The 17,799-nt window shown below is 66.3% G+C and carries 19 protein-coding genes; 3 read left to right on the forward strand and 16 right to left on the reverse strand.

Annotated elements, in window-relative coordinates:
• Positions 1-16: 16 nt before the first annotated feature.
• From G579_RS15815 to phoB, 12 genes are all read right to left on the reverse strand, one after another.
• A complete protein-coding gene (locus G579_RS15815; RefSeq protein ID WP_051180832.1) occupies positions 17-559 on the reverse strand; it encodes a phosphatase PAP2 family protein in 543 nt (180 codons plus the stop codon).
• On the reverse strand, positions 556-1,716 hold the full coding sequence (locus G579_RS15820) for a glycosyltransferase family 4 protein (protein ID WP_051180835.1): 1,161 nt from the start codon (positions 1,714-1,716) through the stop codon (positions 556-558). Before G579_RS15820 ends, G579_RS15815 begins: the two co-directional genes overlap by 4 nt.
• Positions 1,707-2,594 (reverse strand): diacylglycerol/lipid kinase family protein, encoded by an 888-nt coding sequence (locus tag G579_RS15825; protein ID WP_051180838.1) that lies wholly within the window; start codon positions 2,592-2,594, stop codon positions 1,707-1,709. Before G579_RS15825 ends, G579_RS15820 begins: the two co-directional genes overlap by 10 nt.
• 150 nt (positions 2,595-2,744) lie before the next feature.
• Positions 2,745-4,256, reverse strand: a complete 1,512-nt coding sequence (locus G579_RS0104380; RefSeq protein WP_028989202.1) for a Ppx/GppA phosphatase family protein — start codon at positions 4,254-4,256, stop codon at positions 2,745-2,747.
• Positions 4,253-4,978 carry a phosphate signaling complex protein PhoU gene (gene phoU / locus G579_RS0104385; protein WP_038018099.1) on the reverse strand — a complete coding sequence of 242 codons (726 nt, stop codon included), beginning with the start codon at positions 4,976-4,978 and terminating at the stop codon, positions 4,253-4,255. The genes G579_RS0104380 and phoU overlap by 4 nt, the downstream gene beginning before the upstream one ends.
• Before the next feature lie 9 nt (positions 4,979-4,987).
• Entirely contained in the window at positions 4,988-5,761 is a 774-nt protein-coding gene (gene pstB / locus G579_RS0104390; RefSeq protein ID WP_028989204.1) for a phosphate ABC transporter ATP-binding protein PstB, read from the reverse strand.
• Positions 5,762-6,601, reverse strand: coding sequence for a phosphate ABC transporter permease PstA (pstA, locus tag G579_RS0104395; protein ID WP_028989205.1), 840 nt, complete (start codon positions 6,599-6,601; stop codon positions 5,762-5,764).
• Positions 6,602-6,609: 8 nt separating this feature from the next.
• Positions 6,610-7,569, reverse strand: a complete 960-nt coding sequence (gene pstC / locus G579_RS0104400; RefSeq protein WP_028989206.1) for a phosphate ABC transporter permease subunit PstC — start codon at positions 7,567-7,569, stop codon at positions 6,610-6,612.
• 112 nt (positions 7,570-7,681) lie between these two features.
• Positions 7,682-8,716: a phosphate ABC transporter substrate-binding protein PstS gene (gene pstS / locus G579_RS0104405; protein ID WP_081662580.1), complete on the reverse strand. Its 1,035-nt coding sequence runs from the start codon at positions 8,714-8,716 to the stop codon at positions 7,682-7,684.
• A gap of 404 nt (positions 8,717-9,120) precedes the next feature.
• Positions 9,121-10,164 (reverse strand): phosphate ABC transporter substrate-binding protein PstS, encoded by a 1,044-nt coding sequence (gene pstS, locus G579_RS0104410; protein ID WP_028989208.1) that lies wholly within the window; start codon positions 10,162-10,164, stop codon positions 9,121-9,123.
• Between the two features lie 42 nt (positions 10,165-10,206).
• The gene (gene phoR / locus G579_RS0104415) at positions 10,207-11,511 is read right to left on the reverse strand and encodes a phosphate regulon sensor histidine kinase PhoR (RefSeq protein WP_028989209.1); all 1,305 of its coding nucleotides are present in this window, start codon (positions 11,509-11,511) and stop codon (positions 10,207-10,209) included.
• Positions 11,512-11,614: 103 nt separating this feature from the next.
• Positions 11,615-12,343: a phosphate regulon transcriptional regulator PhoB gene (phoB, locus tag G579_RS0104420; RefSeq protein ID WP_028989210.1), complete on the reverse strand. Its 729-nt coding sequence runs from the start codon at positions 12,341-12,343 to the stop codon at positions 11,615-11,617.
• Between the two features lie 122 nt (positions 12,344-12,465).
• Here phoB and G579_RS0104425 point away from each other — a divergent pair, with 122 nt between their 5' ends.
• Positions 12,466-14,148, forward strand: coding sequence for a hypothetical protein (locus G579_RS0104425; RefSeq protein WP_211218650.1), 1,683 nt, complete (start codon positions 12,466-12,468; stop codon positions 14,146-14,148).
• Positions 14,149-14,168: 20 nt separating this feature from the next.
• Here G579_RS0104425 and G579_RS18125 read toward each other — a convergent pair whose 3' ends face one another.
• A complete protein-coding gene (locus G579_RS18125) occupies positions 14,169-14,540 on the reverse strand; it encodes a DUF4398 domain-containing protein (protein WP_051180841.1) in 372 nt (123 codons plus the stop codon).
• A 123-nt stretch (positions 14,541-14,663) separates the two neighbouring features.
• On the opposite strand from G579_RS18125, the gene arsC reads away from it, so the two are divergent.
• Both arsC and G579_RS0104440 read left to right on the forward strand, forming a co-directional pair.
• Positions 14,664-15,023, forward strand: a complete 360-nt coding sequence (arsC, locus tag G579_RS0104435; protein WP_028989212.1) for an arsenate reductase (glutaredoxin) — start codon at positions 14,664-14,666, stop codon at positions 15,021-15,023.
• Positions 15,016-15,435, forward strand: coding sequence for a DUF2069 domain-containing protein (locus G579_RS0104440; protein WP_081662582.1), 420 nt, complete (start codon positions 15,016-15,018; stop codon positions 15,433-15,435). Before arsC ends, G579_RS0104440 begins: the two co-directional genes overlap by 8 nt.
• On the opposite strand, the gene hda is transcribed toward G579_RS0104440, so the two are convergent.
• Genes hda through pgsA form a run of 3 tightly spaced genes read right to left on the reverse strand, consistent with a single transcriptional unit; the run spans position 15,413 to position 17,765 of the window.
• Positions 15,413-16,135 (reverse strand): DnaA regulatory inactivator Hda, encoded by a 723-nt coding sequence (gene hda / locus G579_RS0104445; RefSeq protein ID WP_028989214.1) that lies wholly within the window; start codon positions 16,133-16,135, stop codon positions 15,413-15,415. The genes G579_RS0104440 and hda overlap by 23 nt on opposite strands.
• Positions 16,132-17,217, reverse strand: a complete 1,086-nt coding sequence (locus G579_RS15835; protein WP_051180843.1) for an AI-2E family transporter — start codon at positions 17,215-17,217, stop codon at positions 16,132-16,134. Before G579_RS15835 ends, hda begins: the two co-directional genes overlap by 4 nt.
• The gene (gene pgsA, locus G579_RS0104455) at positions 17,214-17,765 is read right to left on the reverse strand and encodes a CDP-diacylglycerol--glycerol-3-phosphate 3-phosphatidyltransferase (RefSeq protein WP_028989215.1); all 552 of its coding nucleotides are present in this window, start codon (positions 17,763-17,765) and stop codon (positions 17,214-17,216) included. Before pgsA ends, G579_RS15835 begins: the two co-directional genes overlap by 4 nt.
• Positions 17,766-17,799: the final 34 nt, after the last annotated feature.

A 17,799-nucleotide genomic window follows, 5' to 3' on the forward strand; every position in this document is an offset into this window, starting at 1 on the left:
CCGGGAAGCGGTCCCGTCAGTAGGGAAAGAGACTCAGCACGGCGTAGCTGCTGGCGCCCGCGATCAGCGCGCCGAGCGCCGCGCCCACCACCACGTCCGATGGATAATGCAGGCCCAGCGCCACCCGCGACACGGCGATCAGCACCGCCAGCGGCCAGATGACGAGCGCCAGGGCCGGGAAGAAGATCTGCACCACCACCGCGGCGCTGAAAGCATTCATGGCATGGCCGGAGGGGAAGGACCAGTCGTCCAGGGGCGGCAGGGCGGTATGCAGATCGGCCATCACCTCGAACGGGCGCGGGCGCGAGGTGCGCCGCTTCACCAGCTTGAAAAGGGCGATGCAGACGCCGGTGGCGATGCTGGCGGCCAGCAGGCCGCGCCAGGCCGCCAGGCCCTGCCACCAGAGCACCACCATGACCAGCGTATACCAGGCCACGCCGTCGCCCAGGCGGCTGGCGAAAACCATGGTACTGCAAAACAGGCTGCGCTCCAGCCCGTGGTTGAGCCAACGCAGGATGCGGCACTCGTGCAGAATCACCCGTTCTCCCAAGGCACTCATTTCGACGCTCCTTGCATGGTGGCGAAAGCATCCGGATCTTGCGTCAAGAGATGCAGGTACCGCTGTTCCAGACCATCAAACACGTGCTCCCAGCTCTGGCGCTCCGCCTGGCGGCGGGCGGCGAAGCCCAGGGCGCGGCGGCGCGACGGGTCCTGACAAAGCGCGGCCAAGGGTTCGGCCAGATCCGCCGACGGGGGCACCAGCAGGCCGTCCTGGCCGTGCGCCACCCGCTCGTTGACGCCGGGGCTGTCGAAAGCCACCACCGGCAGGCCGCTGGCCTGCGCTTCCAGCACCACGTTGCCGAAGGTCTCGCTGCAGGACGGAAAGGCGAAAATGTCGGCGCTGGCGTACCAGCGGCTCAGATCGGCGCCCCGCTGCACCCCCGCCAGCACCACGCCGGCGGGCGTGGCGGCCTGCAGGCGTGCCAGCAGCGGCCCGCCGCCCACCAGGGCCAAACGCAACTTGTCCCGCTGCGGTGCCGGCAGGCGTTCGCGCAGGCGCTGGAAAGCATCCAGCAGCACCGGCAGGTTTTTCTCGTAGGCGAGACGCCCCACATAAAGCAGCAGCGGGTCGTCAGGCCCCAGCCCCAGGCTGGCCCGCAGCGCCGCATCTCGGTGACGCGGATGGTAGAGCGCGCCGTCCACCCCGCGCGACCAGATCTCCACGCGCTGGAAGCCCTGGGACAGCAGGCGCGCGCGGGTGCTCTCGCTGGGCACGAGAGTGACCTCGGTGCGGTTGTGGAAGTGGCGCAGATAGGTGCGGGCCAGGGTTTCGAAGGAACCCAGTCGGTAGTGGCCCGCGTAGTGATCGAAATTGGTATGGAAACTGCTGGCGATGGACAGACCCAAACGCTCGGCGGCGCGCAGGGCGGCCCAGCCCAGGGGGCCCTCGGTGGCGATGTGCACGAGCTCCGTGGATGCCTGCGCCAGAAGACGGCGGAGGTGGCCCGCGCCGGCCAAGCCAATGCGCACCTCACGATAAAAGGGCAACGCCAAGCCGGGCACGAGCGTCGGCGCGGCCGCTTCGCCCGCCTGCCGGGGACGGATCACCTGGACGGCGTGGCCGCGCGCGCGGAATGCTTCCACCCAGCGCCCCAGCGTCATGGCAACGCCATTGACTTCCGGCGGAAAGGTTTCCGTCACCAGCGTCAGGCGCATTCCGCAGTACCCCCCTTTGCTTGTTCTTGCGGCAAAAATATAGTTATCGCATCAGGGCAGACAGCAATTCGACAGGGCGTGCGGCCCAGGAGTTCACCGTCCACCTGCACGTAGGCCGGCGGTTTGGCCTCTACTTCGAGCTCGGCGCAACGCAGGTAGGTGACCTCGGGATCCCGCAGGTGAACCCCCCGCATGATCTCCCATGCGTATTTCAACATTTTAAGCGGGCCTTGTCCCGAGAAGATACATACATCCAGCAAGGCGTCGTGGGTATCAGCCCTAGGTGTGATGGAGAACGGCCCGCCGTAGAGGCGCGCATTGCCCGCCACCAAGGCTCCCGCCGACCAGCAGTGCCCGTCGGCGATCACGCGCAGCGCATGCCCCTTGTAGCCCGCCAGGGTGCGCAGGCCCACCAGCACGTAAGCCCAGCGGCCCAGACGGCGCTTCAAGCCGAGGCTGACCCGGGATACGACCTCGGCGTCAAAGCCGATGCCCGCCATCAGCATGAAGTAGCGGCCGTTGATGCGCCCCAGGCTCAGTGCCCGCGCGCGCCCCTGCTCCAGCAGCGCCAAGGCCGCCAGCGGATCGCCGGGCAGCGCCATCTCGCGGGCGAAGACATTGGTGGTGCCGGCCGGAATGATCAGCAGGGGCACGCCGCTGCCGGCCAACCCGTTGATCACCTCATTGACCGTGCCATCGCCGCCGACGACGATCACCGCGCGCACCCCGAGGGCGGCGGCCTCGCGGGCGAAGGCGGTGGCCGCGCCGCGACTGCCGGTCTGCCGGCAAAGGCATGTCTCCCGGGATTCGAGATGGCGCCGGACCTGCTCGCCCACCTGCCGGGCGTGCCGGCCGGCCACCGGGTTGACGATCAGCATGACAAGCCCCGGGGTGGGATGAGGTTCAAGCCGCGCCGCAGTTTGCATGGGAAGATGTTAGCGCCTGGACGCTACATTTTTATGACAGGCGCATGAAGAATAAGTGACAAGCGGACACCTGCGCATGGACCACATGCCTGCGCGGCCAGCTTACCAGCGCAGTGCGAAATGGGGTGCCAGCAGTTCCCGCTCGGCGGCCAGGTCGGCGGCCAGCAGGGGCATCTGCGCCTCCCAATTGGAAGGCAGGTGGAGCCGCAGGCTGCGTTTGTCCGACAGACGCAGGCCGGGCTGAAAGGGCAGCACCCGCTGCCCGCGATGAAAGAGGATGCCCAGGCGCAGCAACACCGCCAGACGCTGCACGACGACGGCATCGGCCGCCGACAGCTCGCTGAAAACGTCGCTGTGCAGAGGCGGCAACGCCTTGCGCTGCAGGCGCGCCAGGGTCGCCAGCACTGCTTGTTCACGCCGCGAGAAGCCGGCCAGATCCGCGTGGCGCAGGATGTACTCGCTGTGGCGGTGAAACCCCGAATGGGCGATGTCCAGCCCGATATCGTGGGTCGCCGCCGCCCAGCGCAGCCAGTCCCAGTGCACCGGCTGCAGATCCCAGCGGTCGGCGGCATCGAAAAAGCCCCTCAGCGTGCCGACGATTTCCGCATTCCGGGCCGCATCGACGTGGAAACGCTTCTGCAGCGCCTGGACGCTGCTTTCGCGGGCATCCTCGTGATGGATGCGGCCGAGCAGGTCGTAAAGCACCCCTTCGCGCAGGGCGCCGTCGGCGATCTGCAGCTCCGCGAGCCCGAGCATCTGCATGAGACCATTCAGGATGCCGAAGCCGCCGGCCAGGACCGGCACGCGCTCCGCCTTCAGGCCCTTGAGCTCGGCCAAGCGCGCGAAGTGCCGGCTGCCCAGCAGCCGCTCCCGCAGCCAGTCCATTCCAGCCCGGGTGATGCACGGACCGAAGCCGTTCGCCTCCAACACCCGCCCGATGGCGCGCACCGTGCCGGAAGCGCCGATCGCCTGCTCCCAGCCCACGGCCTGCAGGCGCAGCAGGTAAGGCTCGACCGTCACCCGCACGCGGTCCTCCAGACTGCTCAGGGACTTGGCGGTGACTTCCGCCTGCGGGAAGTAATGCCGGGTGGCGGTCACGCAGCCGAGATGAAAGCTCTCCGCCTCGATGGGGGTAAAGCCGCGGCCCGCCACGATCTCCGTGCTGCCGCCGCCGATGTCGATCACCAGGCGCCGCTCGGCGGGCATTACCGCCAGGCTGTGCGCCACCCCCAGGTAAATCAGCCGCGCTTCCTCGCGGCCGCTGATGATCTCGATGGGGAAGCCCAGAGCCTGCTCGGCCTTGTCGATGAAACCCTCGGCCCGGGAGGCGACGCGCAGGGTATTGGTGCCCACCACCCGCACCCGGGCCGGCGACAGACCGCACAAGCGCTGGCCGAAGCGGCTCAGGGCCGCCAGGGCTTGCTCCGCCACGGCGGCGTCGATGCGGCCGTCGCCGGTGAGCCCGGCCGCCAAGCGCACGCCCTCGCGCAGCCGATCCACCAGCCGCAATCCCGCCGGTCCTTCCACCGCCAGCACCATGTGGAAGGAATTGGAGCCCAGATCGACGGCAGCGAGGGGCTCCGCGGACTCGGGGGCGCCCGGCGCGCTGCTCAACCCTCTTCCAGCGCCTCGTGGGTCAGGCGGTCCAGGGTCACGTGCCGCACATCCTTGCCCTTGACCAGATAGATCACGTACTCGGCCATGTTCTTGGCATGATCGCCGATGCGCTCCAGGGCCTTGACCACGAAGAGCACATCGATGGCCCGCCCGATGGTGCGCGGGTCCTCCATCATGAAGGTGACCAGGTGGCGCAGGGCGGAACGGAACTCCGCATCCAGCGCCGCGTCGCCTTTGGCCACCTCCACCGCCACCGCCACGTCCAGGCGGGCGAAGGCATCCAGGGCGTCGCGCACCATGCGCCGCGCCCGCTCGGCCATGATGCCGACCTCGCGGAGCAGATCCGGCGTGATGATGGCCTGGTTCTGCTCGCTGACGAGCAGGGTCATGCGGGCGATCTTCTCCGCCTCGTCGCCGATGCGCTCCAGATCCGTGATGGTCTTGATCACCGCCACGATCAGCCGCAGGTCGCTGGCCATGGGCTGGCGGCGCGCCACCACCATGGTGCATTCCTCGTCGATGCGCACCTCCAGCCCATTGACCCGATGGTCGTTGGCGATCACGGTGCCCGCCAGTTCCGTATCGCCCTCGCGCAGGGCCTGGGCCGCCATGGCGATCTGCTCTTCCACCAGGCCGCCCATCTCGAGCACCAGGCTGCGGATCCCCGCCAGCTCCGCGTCGTACCGCTGATACGTGTGTTCGCTCTCGCTGATAGTCATGGCGTCCCCCTAGCCGTAACGGCCGGTAATGTAATCTTCCGTCTGCTTCTTGCTTGGATTGGTGAAAATCGTGCCGGTTTCACCGAACTCCACCAATTCGCCCAGATACATGAAGGCAGTATAGTCCGAGACGCGCGCGGCCTGCTGCATGTTGTGGGTCACGATGATAATCGTGAACTTCTCGCGCAGCTCGCTCACCAGCTCCTCGATCTTGAGGGTGGCGATGGGGTCCAGAGCCGAGGTGGGCTCGTCCAGCAGAATCACTTCCGGCTGCACCGCGATGGCGCGGGCGATGCAAAGGCGCTGCTGCTGGCCGCCGGACAGGCTCAGGCCGCTGCGCTTCAGGATGTCCTTGACCTCGTCCCACAGGGCCGCCTGGCGCAGGGCCTGCTCCACGCGCTCGTCCATTTCCGCCTTGCGCAGCCGCTCGTAGAGCTTCACGCCGAAGGCGATATTGTCATAGATGGACATGGGAAACGGCGTGGGCTTCTGGAACACCATGCCGACGCGGGCCCGCAGGCGGTTGAGGTCCTGCCGCGGATCCAGAATGTTCTGGCCATCCAGCAGCACTTCGCCCGTGGCCTTCTGCCCCGGGTAAAGGGCATACATGCGGTTGAAGACGCGCAGCAGCGTCGACTTGCCACAGCCGGACGGCCCGATGAAGGCGGTGACCTTCTGCGCGGGAATGTCCAGGTTGATGTCCTTCAGCGCCTGGGACTTGCCATAGTGGAAGTCCAGATTGCGGATGCTGATCTTGGGGGTGTCCACAGCAGAAGCGTTCATCTAAATCTTACCTTTGCTGATGATGAAGCGGGAAAGAATGCTGAGCAGCAGAACCACCATCGTGATGACCAGGGCCCCGGCCCAGGCCAGGGCGTGCCAGTCCTCATAGGGGCTCATGGCGAACTGAAAGATCACCACCGGGACGTTGGCCATGGGTGCAAAGAGATTCGTGCTCCAGAACTGGTTGTTGAGGGCGGTGAACAACAGGGGCGCGGTCTCGCCGCTGATGCGCGCCAGCGCCAGCAGCACGCCGGTGAGAATGCCGGACATGGCGGCGCGGTAAGTCACCTTGGTAACCACGAGCCAGTATGGCGCTCCCAAGGCCAGAGCCGCCTCGCGCATGGTGCTCGGCACCAGCCGCAGCATTTCGTCGGTGGTGCGCAGCACCACCGGAATCAGGATGATGGCCAGCGCCAGCCCGCCCGCCAGGCCGGAGAAATGGCCGAGCTGCTTGACCACCAGAGTGTAGACGAACAGGCCGATGATGATGGAGGGCGCGCTCAGCAGGATGTCGTTGATGAAGCGGATGACGCCGCCGATGCGCTGCCGGCCGGCGAACTCGCCCAGGTAAGTGCCGGCCAGGATGCCGATGGGCGTACCCACCAGGACCGCCAGCCCGATCATGATCAGGCTGCCGACGAAGGCGTTGGCCAGACCACCCGGGCTGCCGGGCGGCGGCGTGATCTCGCTGATGAGCTGCCAGTTGATGGCCTCGATGCCGTAGTCGAAGGTGGTCCACAGAATCCAGACCAGCCAAAAAAGGCCAAACAGAGTGGTCAGCACCGAAATGGACAGGTTGAAGGCGTTGAAAAAGCGCCGCCGCAGATAAAGCCAGCTCATGGGATCTCCTAACTCTCCTCGCCCGCTCTCCGCCCCAGGCGCAGCAGCAATACTTTGGCAAGCGCCAACACAATGAAGGTGATCACGAAGAGGACGAAGCCCAAGGCGATCAGGGCGGACAGGTACATCTCCGAATCCGCCTCGGCAAACTCGTTGGCCAGGGTGGAGGCGATGGAGTTGCCGGGATTCAGCAGGGACAGGCTGAAGTCGTGCGCGTTGCCGATGACGAAGGTCACTGCCATGGTTTCGCCCAGCGCGCGCCCGAGGCCGAGAAAGATGCCGCCGACCACGGCGGTGCGGGTGTAAGGCAGCACTACGCTCCACACCACCTCCCAGGTGGTGGCCCCGAGGCCGTAGGCGGATTCCTTGAGCATGGCCGGCGTGACCAGGAAAACGTCGCGCATGATGGCGGCGATGAAGGGGATGATCATGATGGCCAGAATGATGCCGGCGGTGAGCATGCCGATGCCGAAGGGCGGCCCCTGGAACAGGATGCCGATACCCGGAATGGCGCCCAGACGCTCGTCCATCCATGGCTCCACGTGATCGGCGAAAAACGGTGCGAAGACAAAGAGGCCCCACATGCCGTAAATGATGCTGGGAATGGCTGCCAGCAGCTCGATGGCGGTGCCGATGGGCTGGCGCAGCCAGGTGGGCGCCAGTTCGGAAATGAACAGCGCAATGCCGAAGCTCACGGGCACGGCGATGAGCAGAGCGATGAGCGAGCTGACCAGCGTGCCGTAGATGGGGATCAGCGCACCGAAGTCCTGCGCGACGGGATCCCAGCTCTTGCTGACGAAGAAGTGCCAGCCGAATTGCTGCAGGGCATCCCAGCCCCCCCAGACCAGGGAAGCGGCAATGGCCAGCAACAGAATCAGTACGAAGTAAGCCGCGAAGCTCGTCATCCCGAGGAAAAACTTGTCCCCCACGGCTGCGCGGGATGAACCGGTGTTGCCTTCTGCTTGCACGCGACCTCCGAAACCGCAGAATTTCTTATGAGCTATGAATGCAAACTGAAACGGGGCCACAAGGGCCCCGCAAGTGTACCTCAAGTCTCCCGCAGGAGCCATGAGGCCGAGATCAGATTTTCAGTTCGGCCTTCCAGTAGCCTTCGATCTGCTTGACCGTCGTCGCCGGGAAAGGCACGTAGTCCAGGCTCTTGGCGATCTGCTGGCCGTTGTTCAGGAACCAGCGGGCAAAGTCGATGACCTCCTTGTTCTGCGCCGCCGGAGCATCCTTGCGCACCAGCAGCCAGGTGGTCGCGGTGATGGGCCAGCTGTCCTTGCCGGGCTGATCGGTCATGACCAGGAAGAAGTCGCGGGTCTTGGACCAGTCGGCGTTGGCGGCGGCCGCCTGGAAGGTGGTGTCATCCGGCCGCACCACGTTGCCCGCCTTGTTCTTCATCAGACCATAGGCAATCTTGTTCTGCAGGGCGTAGGCGTATTCCACGTAGCCGATGGCGCCCTTGATCTTCTGCACGTAGGCGGCCACGCCGGCGTTGCCCTTGCCGCCCACCCCGGTCGGCCAGGACACGGCGGTGCCTTCGCCGACCTTGCTCTTCCACTCCGGGCTCACCTTGGACAGGTAGTTGGTGAAGTTGAAGGTGGTGCCGGAGCCGTCGGAGCGGTGCACCACGTTGATCCGCATGTCGGGCAAGGGCAGGCGGGGGTTCAGGGCCTTGAGGGCGGGATCGTTCCATTGGGTGATCTTGCCCAGATAGATGTCGGCCAGCACCTGGCCATTGAACACCATGCTGCCGGGCGCGATGCCGGGCACGTTCATGACGGGCACGATGCCGATGATCACGCCGGGGAACTGGGCCAGGTTGTTCTTGTCCAGCTCGGCCGGCTCCAGGGGCATGTCGGTCGCGCCGAACGCCACGGTTTTGGCTTTGATCTGCGCAATACCGCCGCCGGAACCGATGGACTGGTAGTTGACGCTGTTGCCCGTGTTGGCTTTGTAGGTCTCCGCCCACTTGGACAGCACCGGGTAAATGGCGCTGCTGCCGGCGCCGGTCACCTCGGCGGCCTGCGCCAGGGAAACTGTGGCACCCAGGGTCAGGGCCACCGCGCCCATGCTCAGCGTGCGAACGATGTACTGCGTTGCTTTAGCCATGAAACATCTCCCTTGAAGAAGCAAGAATTTAAGTCGAAGGACGCTCCCTGAGCCGTTCGGGCTTCCTCCGGCAGGCGTATCCTATCCAAAACTTGTTACATTTTTATGACAGTTCAAAACTTTTTGCGCATCATCAGCGCCGCCTGCGCATGCGTCGCGCGCGCCGGGCGCGGCGCTGGGCGCAGGCGTTGGACAAATAAGGCATGGTCGGGATCTGGGGAGTCGGATCGGTGGAAGGCATGGGCGCGGTTCTCCTGGAGCGGTTTGCCGCACCACCCTATTCCGAAGATGTGTCAGCCTGATGACGGGTCTATTAAAGTTTTGTGACGAAAGCCCGGCTGGGCGCAAGGCGGGAATGGCCCGCCACGGTGCGCTGGACCCGGGCGGGCGACGACCAAGGGGGATTAGGCAGGCGACTGACCGGCTTTGAGCTCCGTCTTCCAGTAGTTTTCGATCAACTGCACCGCCGCGGGCGGCAGGGGCACGTAATCGAGCTGCGTCGCGATCGGCGCACCGTTGGCCAGGGACCAGCGGAAGAAGTCCAGCACGGCCCTCGTTTTTTCCGCGTTGCCCTGCCGGGGCACCAGAATCCAGGTGGCGGCCGTGATGGGCCAGCTGTCCTTGCCGGCCTGATCGGTCAGGATCAGATAGAAGTCGCGGGTCTTGGCCCAGTCGGCGTTGGCGGCGGCCGCCTGGAAGGTGGCCTGGCTGGGGGCGACCACCTGCCCCGCCTGATTTTGCATCTTGCCGTGCACCATCTTGTTCTGCAGGGCGTAGGCGTATTCCACGTAGCCGATGGAGCCGTTCAGGCGCTGCACGTAGGCGGCCACGCCCTCGTTGCCCTTGCCGCCGACGCCACCCGGCCAGGACACGGCGGTGCCTTCGCCGACCTTGCTCTTCCACTCCGGGCTCACCTTGGACAGGTAGTTGGTGAAGTTGAAGGTGGTGCCGGAGCCGTCGGAGCGGTGCACCACATTGATCCGCAGATCAGGCAACGGCAGGCGGGGGTTCAGGGCCTTGAGGGCGGGATCGTTCCATTGGGTGATCTTGCCCAGATAGATGTCGGCCAGCACCTGGCCATTGAAGGTGATGCCGCCGGGCTGGACGCCGGGCAGGTTGACCACCGGCACGATGCCGATGATGACCGCCGGGAACTGGGCCAGCTTGTCCTTGGCCAGCTCCTCGGGCGCGAGCGGCTTGTCCGTGGCGCCGAAGTCCACGGTGCCGGCCTTGACCTGCGCAATGCCGGCGCCGGAGCCGATGGATTGGTAGTTGACATTTGTCTTGGCTTGGGATTTGTACGCCTCGGTCCACTTGGACAGCACGGGGTAGATGGCGGTGGAGCCGGCGCCGTTGATCTGGGTGGCCCGCCCGCCGCAACCGACGAGACCTGCGCCGACGGCCAGCACACCGAAACCGTAAAGCAGGATTTGCTTCTTCTTATCCATGGTGCCTCTCCTTGCTGAGAAATGAACAGAATGCGGCGTCGATCAAGCCTGGCCCAGGCGCTGTGCCGGGAAATGCACGCTGAAGCGGCTGCCCCGACCTGGGGCACTTTCCAGCTCGAGCCGGCCATCATAGCGCGCGGCCGCATGCTTGACGATGGACAGTCCCAACCCTGTGCCGCCGCTGGCGCGGGAGCGCCCTTTGTCCACCCGATAGAAACGCTCCGTCAACCGGTGCAGGTGCTCGGGCGGAATCCCCTCACCCGTATCCTCCACGATAAAAACCGCCTCTTCGCCCTGCCGCCGCCAGACCACGTGGATGCGCTCGCCGGCAGGTGTGTATTTGACCGCATTTTCGATCAGATTGCGCACGATGCTGGTAATGTCGAGGCTGTGCGCCTGCAGGCAGAGCGCCCGATCCAGATCCGTGCTGAGCCGCAGCTGCTTGCTCTGCACCTGCTCTTGCATGGCCGACAGAGTCTGCTCCACCAAGCCGGCCGGACAGACGGCCTCACCCGGCTGGGGGGGCGCACCGGCCTCCAAACGCGCCAGCGTCAGCAGATCATCGACCAGATCCTGCATGCGCGCCGTCTGCTGCGCCATCAATTGCAGGTAGCCCAGTGCTTCGTCGTTGCCGCAGCCTGGCGTGTCCTGCAGGGTTTCGATGAAGCCGCTGACCACCGTGAGCGGACTGCGCAGCTCGTGCGACACATTGGCCACGAAGTCCCGGCGCACCTGCTCGAGCTGCAGCAGACGACTGATGTCGCGAAAGACCATGAGGCTATGGCCGTTGGGCAGCATATAGCGGTTGCCTTCCAGGGTGCGTTCCGGCAAGGCCGGTGCCGGCAGCTGGATGGTGCCGGGCGCGCCTGCCTCGAAAAAGGCCAGGAAGCGGGGATTGCGCACCAGATAGCTCAGGGGCTGACCCCGGTCCGTCGGCCAGCGCAGGCCGAGCAAGCGGGCGCAGGCGCGGTTGGCCCACAGGATCTGGCCAGCGGGATCCAGCAGCAAGAGGACATCCGGCAGGATGTCGATGGCCTCGCGGAACTGGGACATGGCCTCGTTCAACTGCTGGCGCTGCTGCTCTTCCCCTTTGCGCCAGCGATAGCCGAGGGAGAAGATCTCCTCCCATTGGCCGCTGGCGGGCGGCGGCAGGACGTTGTCCGGCGAGGCGAACCATTGGCGCAGCTTGTGCACTTGGCTGCGATGCCAGGCAACCCAGAAGACGAGCACCAACAGGGCAAGGATGGCCATGGCCCGGCAGATCGGATGCGCGCAGCCAAGCCATACGGGCGCAGCGCCCAGCCCCGCCAGCAGCGCCGGCGCCAGCCAGTTCCGCACGCTCAGCATGGCCGCCGGTGATGCGCGGAGCGCAAAATGTGGGAACGGGCCAGAAAACGGTGCCGCTGGCGACCGGCCCCCGCGCCGGTCGCCTCACGCCTGAGCGGTGGGGTCATGGTGCGGAGGACAGCAACGGGGTCTCGGCCCGGAAGCGATAGCCCGAGCCGCGCACGGTTTCAATGTAGTTTTCGCAGCCAAAGGGCTCCAGCGCCTTGCGCAAACGCCGGATGTGCACATCCACGGTGCGCTCCTCGACATAAACCTGCTGGCCCCAGACCCGGTCCAGCAGGGCGTTGCGAGTAAAGACCCGCTCGGGATGGGACATGAGAAAGCGCAACAGCTTGAACTCGGTCGGTCCCAGATGCAGCTCCACGTTGCCGGCGAAGACCCGATGCGATTGCAGCTCCAAGCGCAGGATGCCCACATTCAACGTGCGCTGATCCTGGCCCTTGTACGCGCGGCGCAGCACAGCCTTGACCCGCGCCACCATTTCCTTGGGCGAAAAGGGCTTGCTGATGTAGTCGTCGGCGCCCGACTCCAGGCCGCGCACCCGGTCGCTCTCCTCGCCGCGGGCCGTGATGAGCATGATCGGCAAGTGCTCGCTGTCCTCGTCCCGCCGCAAGGTCCTGCACCAAGCGAGCCCGCTCTCGCCGGGCAGCATCCAATCGAGGATGAGCAGCTGCGGGTGCCAACTCTTCAGGATGGGATCGGCCGCCTCCACGCTGTCCACGCACTGGACCACGTACCCTTGGCGCACCAGGGAAACCCGGATCAATTCCTGAATGCCCGGTTCGTCCTCCACCACCAGGATGCGAAAGGGCTGCTCCGTTTTTTCTTCCATGGCCACGTCCTGCTTTAGGCTTTCCACACGATTTCAGAGACTTGCGCGGCTCATATTAGCCTACCCTTCGGCCGACTGGCAAAGCTACTCTGCGCTTTCCCTTTTATATATACTTTTTGATCATGAAACACGTGCTGTCCGAGCCACGCATCTTCATCCCGCCCCAGCGCAGCGACTGGATACCCAGCCGCCTGCACATGCAGACCTTTCTGAACATGCGCCCCGGCGGCACGCCTCCCTACGCAGGCGACATGGACCGCTTCGCGGCGGCCGCGGCGGAAGCCAACCGCACGCGCCTGAAGGCCGCCCACCGCTTGGCGGTGGCGACGCATTTCCACAAGTGGTTCAGGGAGCGGCTCAACTACTGGTACGAATACGCCTGCGCCCAGGAAGCAAAGGGCCAGAACCAGGCGCGCTGGGACCTCATCCGCAGCGTGGAGGAATTGGCGACCGCCTTCAAGATCGTGGTCGCCCAGGGCGAGCAGGAGGAATCCCGGAACCGGCCGGGCATCCTGGCGACGGCCGTTCTGAACGCTCTGGAGATCCACGTGCTGCTCATGCGCCTGCTGGTGGAGCGCTACCGGGAAGTGCCGCCGCGCCTGTGGAAGGAAAGCCACGCGCTTTTCAGCATTGCCCGCGAGCACGGGCTGGCCTTGCGCGCGCAGGGCTCCAGCAGCGGGGACACGGTTTGCATCCAGCAGATCTATACCCAGCTGTGCCTCATCGGCATCGTCGACGCCTACCGCCAAGCCCCCGGCCTGCTGCCCTGGATGGTCGCCTACCTGCACAAGTATGCCGCCGCCCTGTCCCTCACCCCTTACCGGGAGCGCCCCATCCCGGTGGGCGCGGACAGCCTGCCCGCCATCTTCCTGATCGATCCGGACGCCGAGCGCGGGCCGATCGCGCCCTGGCATATGTACAGCGAGCACGGCTGGCTGTCCGAGGACCGGCTGCCGCACTGCCTGGTGCTGGACGCGGAGCCGCTGGAGGAACTGCTGCCGGAACACCTGCGCCTGCTCAACGAGGGCGAGGACCCGGCACTCATCCACGAAACCCTGGCGCAACTGCCGGCCGCCCAGCGGCAGGAACTGGTGGAGCAGATCTGGTCCGCGCTGTTGCCGGATGTCCGGGAGGCGGCGCGCAAGGACGTCTGGGGCATTCCGGTGCGCCTGTATCCGCAGATCCAGAACATCGTCCTGCGCCTGCGCCAGGGCGATGCCCCGCGATCCGACTACGCCCTGGCCGATGCCGCCGACGCGCAACCGGCGGAGTTCCGCACCGCCACCCAGGCCGCCTGCAGCTGGCAACTGGTGGATGTGAGCAACACCGGCATGCGCATCGTCTGCGATTATGCCACGGCCCCGGAAATCGAGGTGGGCCAGGTGGTGGGCATCGAGCCGGCCGACCCGGCCGACGTCGACTGGGATGCGGTGCTGAACGGGTTCGCCGGCGACCTCCCGCCCCTCACCCAGGTGACGGTCACCCAGGTGCGCTGGGTGCGCCAAAACCTGCGCGGCGGCATTCAGATGGGACTGCGCAAGCTGGGCAAGCAGGTGCGGGCGGCCGCCCTGGCGCTCGACGAGAGCCCCGTGGAAGGGGAAAGCATTCCCATCGTCCTGCTGCAGCAAGGCGGGCGGCACCACCTGCTGCTGCCCGGCACGGTCAACCCGCAGGGGGGCGCGACCGGCCTGCTCACGGAAACGGCAGACGGCGTGGCCGGTGCGCGACGCATCCGGCTCGGTCCGGTGGTCATCAAGACCCGCTATTTTCGGCAAATCGAGTTCACCTATCTGCCGCCGGCCTGAGCGCGGCAGGATCGCCGGCTCTAGAGCTGCTGCTCGCCGGCGGGCGGGGTCTGGCGTTGGATCGGCGCGTGCGGCTGCGCCGGTGCCTGGGTCTGGGTCTGCACTTGTGCCTTGATGCGGGCCTGCAAGGCGGCGTCCTTGGCACGCTGGGCGTAGTCCCGCGCACCGCTGTAGTTATGGATCTCCATCTCCACCTGCGCCTTGTTGAGCCAAGCTTCCGCCTGCCGGAAGGTATCCGGCGCCTTCTGCTCGGCGCCCGCGCGCTGAGCGGCAGCCAAGGCTGAACGCGCGTCGCTCATCTCCTGGACCGGCGCGCCGGCGCAGGCGGACAGGCCCAGGGCGACGGTTACGACAACAAGGGCGGCGGAAAAGGCGGATCGCCAGGCTGACATAGGCCGAGACTCCTGAAATACGGTATCATCCATCTTTTGCGGCGGCTGCTGATCGTGATTATTATAAGCCGCCGTGGGCGGAATTGTAAGAAACGCTCCGGTTGCTTGCGAAAAGGACTATCCATGCAGGTCAAGATCTATCATAACCCGCGCTGCTCGAAATCCCGGGAAGCGCTGCGGCTCATCCGCGAGCGGGGCATCGAGCCCACCGTGATCGAATACCAGAAAACCCCGCCGAGCGCCGAAGAGCTGGAGCGCCTCCTCACGCTGCTGGGCAAAGAGCCGCGGGAAATCATGCGCACCCAGGACGCCCTCTACCAGGAGGCCAGCCTGGATGACCCCGGCTTGGTGAGGGAAACGCTGGTGCGCGCCCTGGCCCAGCGGCCCGCCCTGCTCGAACGCCCGATCGTCGTCGTCGACGACCGGCAGGCGGTGCTGGCGCGTCCGCCGGAGAAAGTGCTGGACGTGCTGCCCGATGTCTGAGCCTGTCGCCGCCGGGCGGCCTGCGCCGCAGCTGAGCTCGCCCTCGCGCCTGGAGCACGCCGCCCAGGCGGCCGCCCTAGGCGGCTATCTTGGCCTGATCGCCCTCACCCTGGTCTGGGAGACCTGGTGGGCGCCCTCCCCCTATGCCCCGCCGGGCCTTTGGCTGACCCTCAAAGCCGTGCCGCTGCTCTTTCCCCTGCGCGGCATGCTGCACGGTCGCCTATACACCTATGCCTGGGCCAGCATGCTGTCGCTGGCCTACCTGGCGGAGGGCGTGACGCTGGCTCTCGCCGATCCCTACCAGCGCGCGCCCGCCATCCTGGAGATCGTGCTGGCCGGCGCCTGGTTCACCGGCTGCAATCTATACACCCGCGTGAAGGCGCGCCGGCTCAGAAGCGCAGCACCGATCTGACGAAGGGAATGGTCAGCCGGCGCGAGGCGGCCAGGGCGGCGCGGTCCAGTTGGTCCAGCATCCGGTTGAGGGACTGGATGTCGCGCGGACAGCGCTGCAGCAGGAATTCTCCCACCTCCCGGGGCAGCTCCAGACCACGAGCGCGGGCGCGCATCTGCAGAATCGCCAGCCGGTCCGCGTCCTGCAGGGACGGCAGTTGCAAGACCAGGCCCCAGTTGGCGCGGCTGCCCCAGTCCGGCAGCGCCCAGGCACTGGCACCCGGCGCCTGACGGCCAGCCATGAGCAGGCTGCCGCCCTGCAGCTGCAGGCGATTGTAGAGATGGAACAGCGCTTCCTCCCAGGCGCGGTCGCCAGTCACCGCCTCCATGCGGTCGAGGCAGAGCAGCCCGGCCCGTTCCAACCCCGCGAGCCACTGGTCCGGCGCACCGGCCGGCGTGCTCGCGCTCAACTCCAGCAGATCCAGATACGGCGCCCAGACCCGTTCGCTGGCTTGACGCGCGGCGGCCACCAGCAAGTGGGTCTTGCCGGTGCCTGCCGCGCCCCACAGGTAAAGATTCTGGGCCGCTGCCGTGCCCGCCGCCAGATTGCTGACCGCGGCAAAAGCCTCCGCATGCTGTGGCGAACGATAGAAGCCCTCCAGACGCAGCTCGTCCGGAAACGCCAAGTCCAGAGCCAGTTGGTGGCACGCCTGAAAGGTCATCGCGGCCCTTCGCTGCCGCCAGCGCCGGCCTCCCCCGCCGCAGCCGGATCGCCGTAGAGGCGGCTGGCGCGATAACGGGCGATGACCGGCCGCCACCAGACGGTGAGCACCGCCGCCAGGGGCAAGGCCAGCAGCATGCCCGCCACCCCATAGAGCCGTTCGCCGGCCAGCACGGCAAAGATGACGCCAACCGGATGCACGCCGATGCGGTCGCCAACCAGCAAGGGCGTCAGCAGCGTCGCCTCCACCACCTGGGCGCCGGCGAACACGCCCAGGACCAGCAGGGGATGATAGAAGTCGTGAAACTGGATGGCGGCCATGAGCAGGGCGGCCCCGCCGCCCAGGATCAGGCCTAGGTAGGGAATGAAGCTGACCAGTCCTGCGAAGATGCCGATGGGCAGCGCCAGATTGAGGCCCATCAGGCTCAGGCCGATGGAATACATGGTCCCCAGTCCCAGCATGACCAGCAGCTGGCCGCGCAGGAACTCGCCCAGCACCCGGTCGGACTCGGCGAAGAGCGCGCGCAGCCGCGGGGCTTGGGCGCGCGGCAGCAGGGAATCGGCGAGCTCCATCAGGCGGTGCCAGTCCTTGAGAAAGTAAAAGGCGATCACCGGCACCAGCACCACGTTGAGCAGCCAGGAAAAGAGCGTCATGCCCGAGCTCCAGAGGCTGCCCAGGCCGGCCGCCAGCCACTGGCCGATGCGGCCGATCTGGCCTTGCAGCTCCCGCAGCAGGGTCGAGGAGGACACCGGCCGGCCCAGCAGCCCGTACAGCTCGGCGAAGCGGCTCTCCAGGGCGGCCTGATAACGCGGCCAGTTGGCGATGAAGACCTGGACCTGCTCGCCGATGACCGGAACCAGCAGCATGACCGCGCCGGCCACGATGGCGACGAAGAGCCCGAAGACGATGCTCACCGCCAGCCAGCGCGGCAGGAAGCGGGCCAGCTTGTCCACCGGCGGCAGCAGCAGGTAGGCCAGCAGCGCCGCCACGACGAAGAGCGTCAGGATGGGCGCCAGCAGATAGACCAGCCAGGCCCCGAGGGCCAGCAGCGCCAGGTAGAGCAGCCGTTTCCAGTTCGTCATTGCGGGCCTTCTTTGTGGTACAGGGCGGCGCGGCGGCTCCAGCGCCAGACGTAATCCAGGCCGGACAGCACCGTGCTGGCGAAGACCAGGACGAAGCCGGCCGTCAGCACCGGTCCCAGCGCCAGCCAGCGAGCCGCCTCCGCCAGGACCAGCACGATCAGGATGAACTGGGCGGCGGTGTTGAATTTGCTGAGATAGCTGGGCTTGACCTCGACCGGGCCGATGAGCTTGTGATAGGCCAGGGCGCCGCTGACGATGACCAGATCGCGCAGGAGGATGGCCGCGGTCAGCCAATAGGGCAGCCAGCCGAGCCAGGTCAGCAGGATGACCACGGCCGCCACCAGCAGCTTGTCCGCCAGCGGATCCAGGATGGCCCCCAGGCGAGTATGGAGATTAAAGCGGCGGGCGATGTAGCCGTCCAGGGCATCGCTGATGCTCGCCACCAGGAAAATGGCCACGGCCCAGGAGTAGTTCTGGCGCAGCAGCGCGTAGATCATGGCCGGCACGAGCAGGATGCGGAATATCGTTATTATATTGGGCAGATTCATAGGCTTGACGCTAGGCCAGAGCCGCGCGCAAGTC

The organism is Thermithiobacillus tepidarius DSM 3134 (genome assembly GCF_000423825.1).
Classification (GTDB): Bacteria; Pseudomonadota; Gammaproteobacteria; order Acidithiobacillales; family Thermithiobacillaceae; genus Thermithiobacillus; species Thermithiobacillus tepidarius.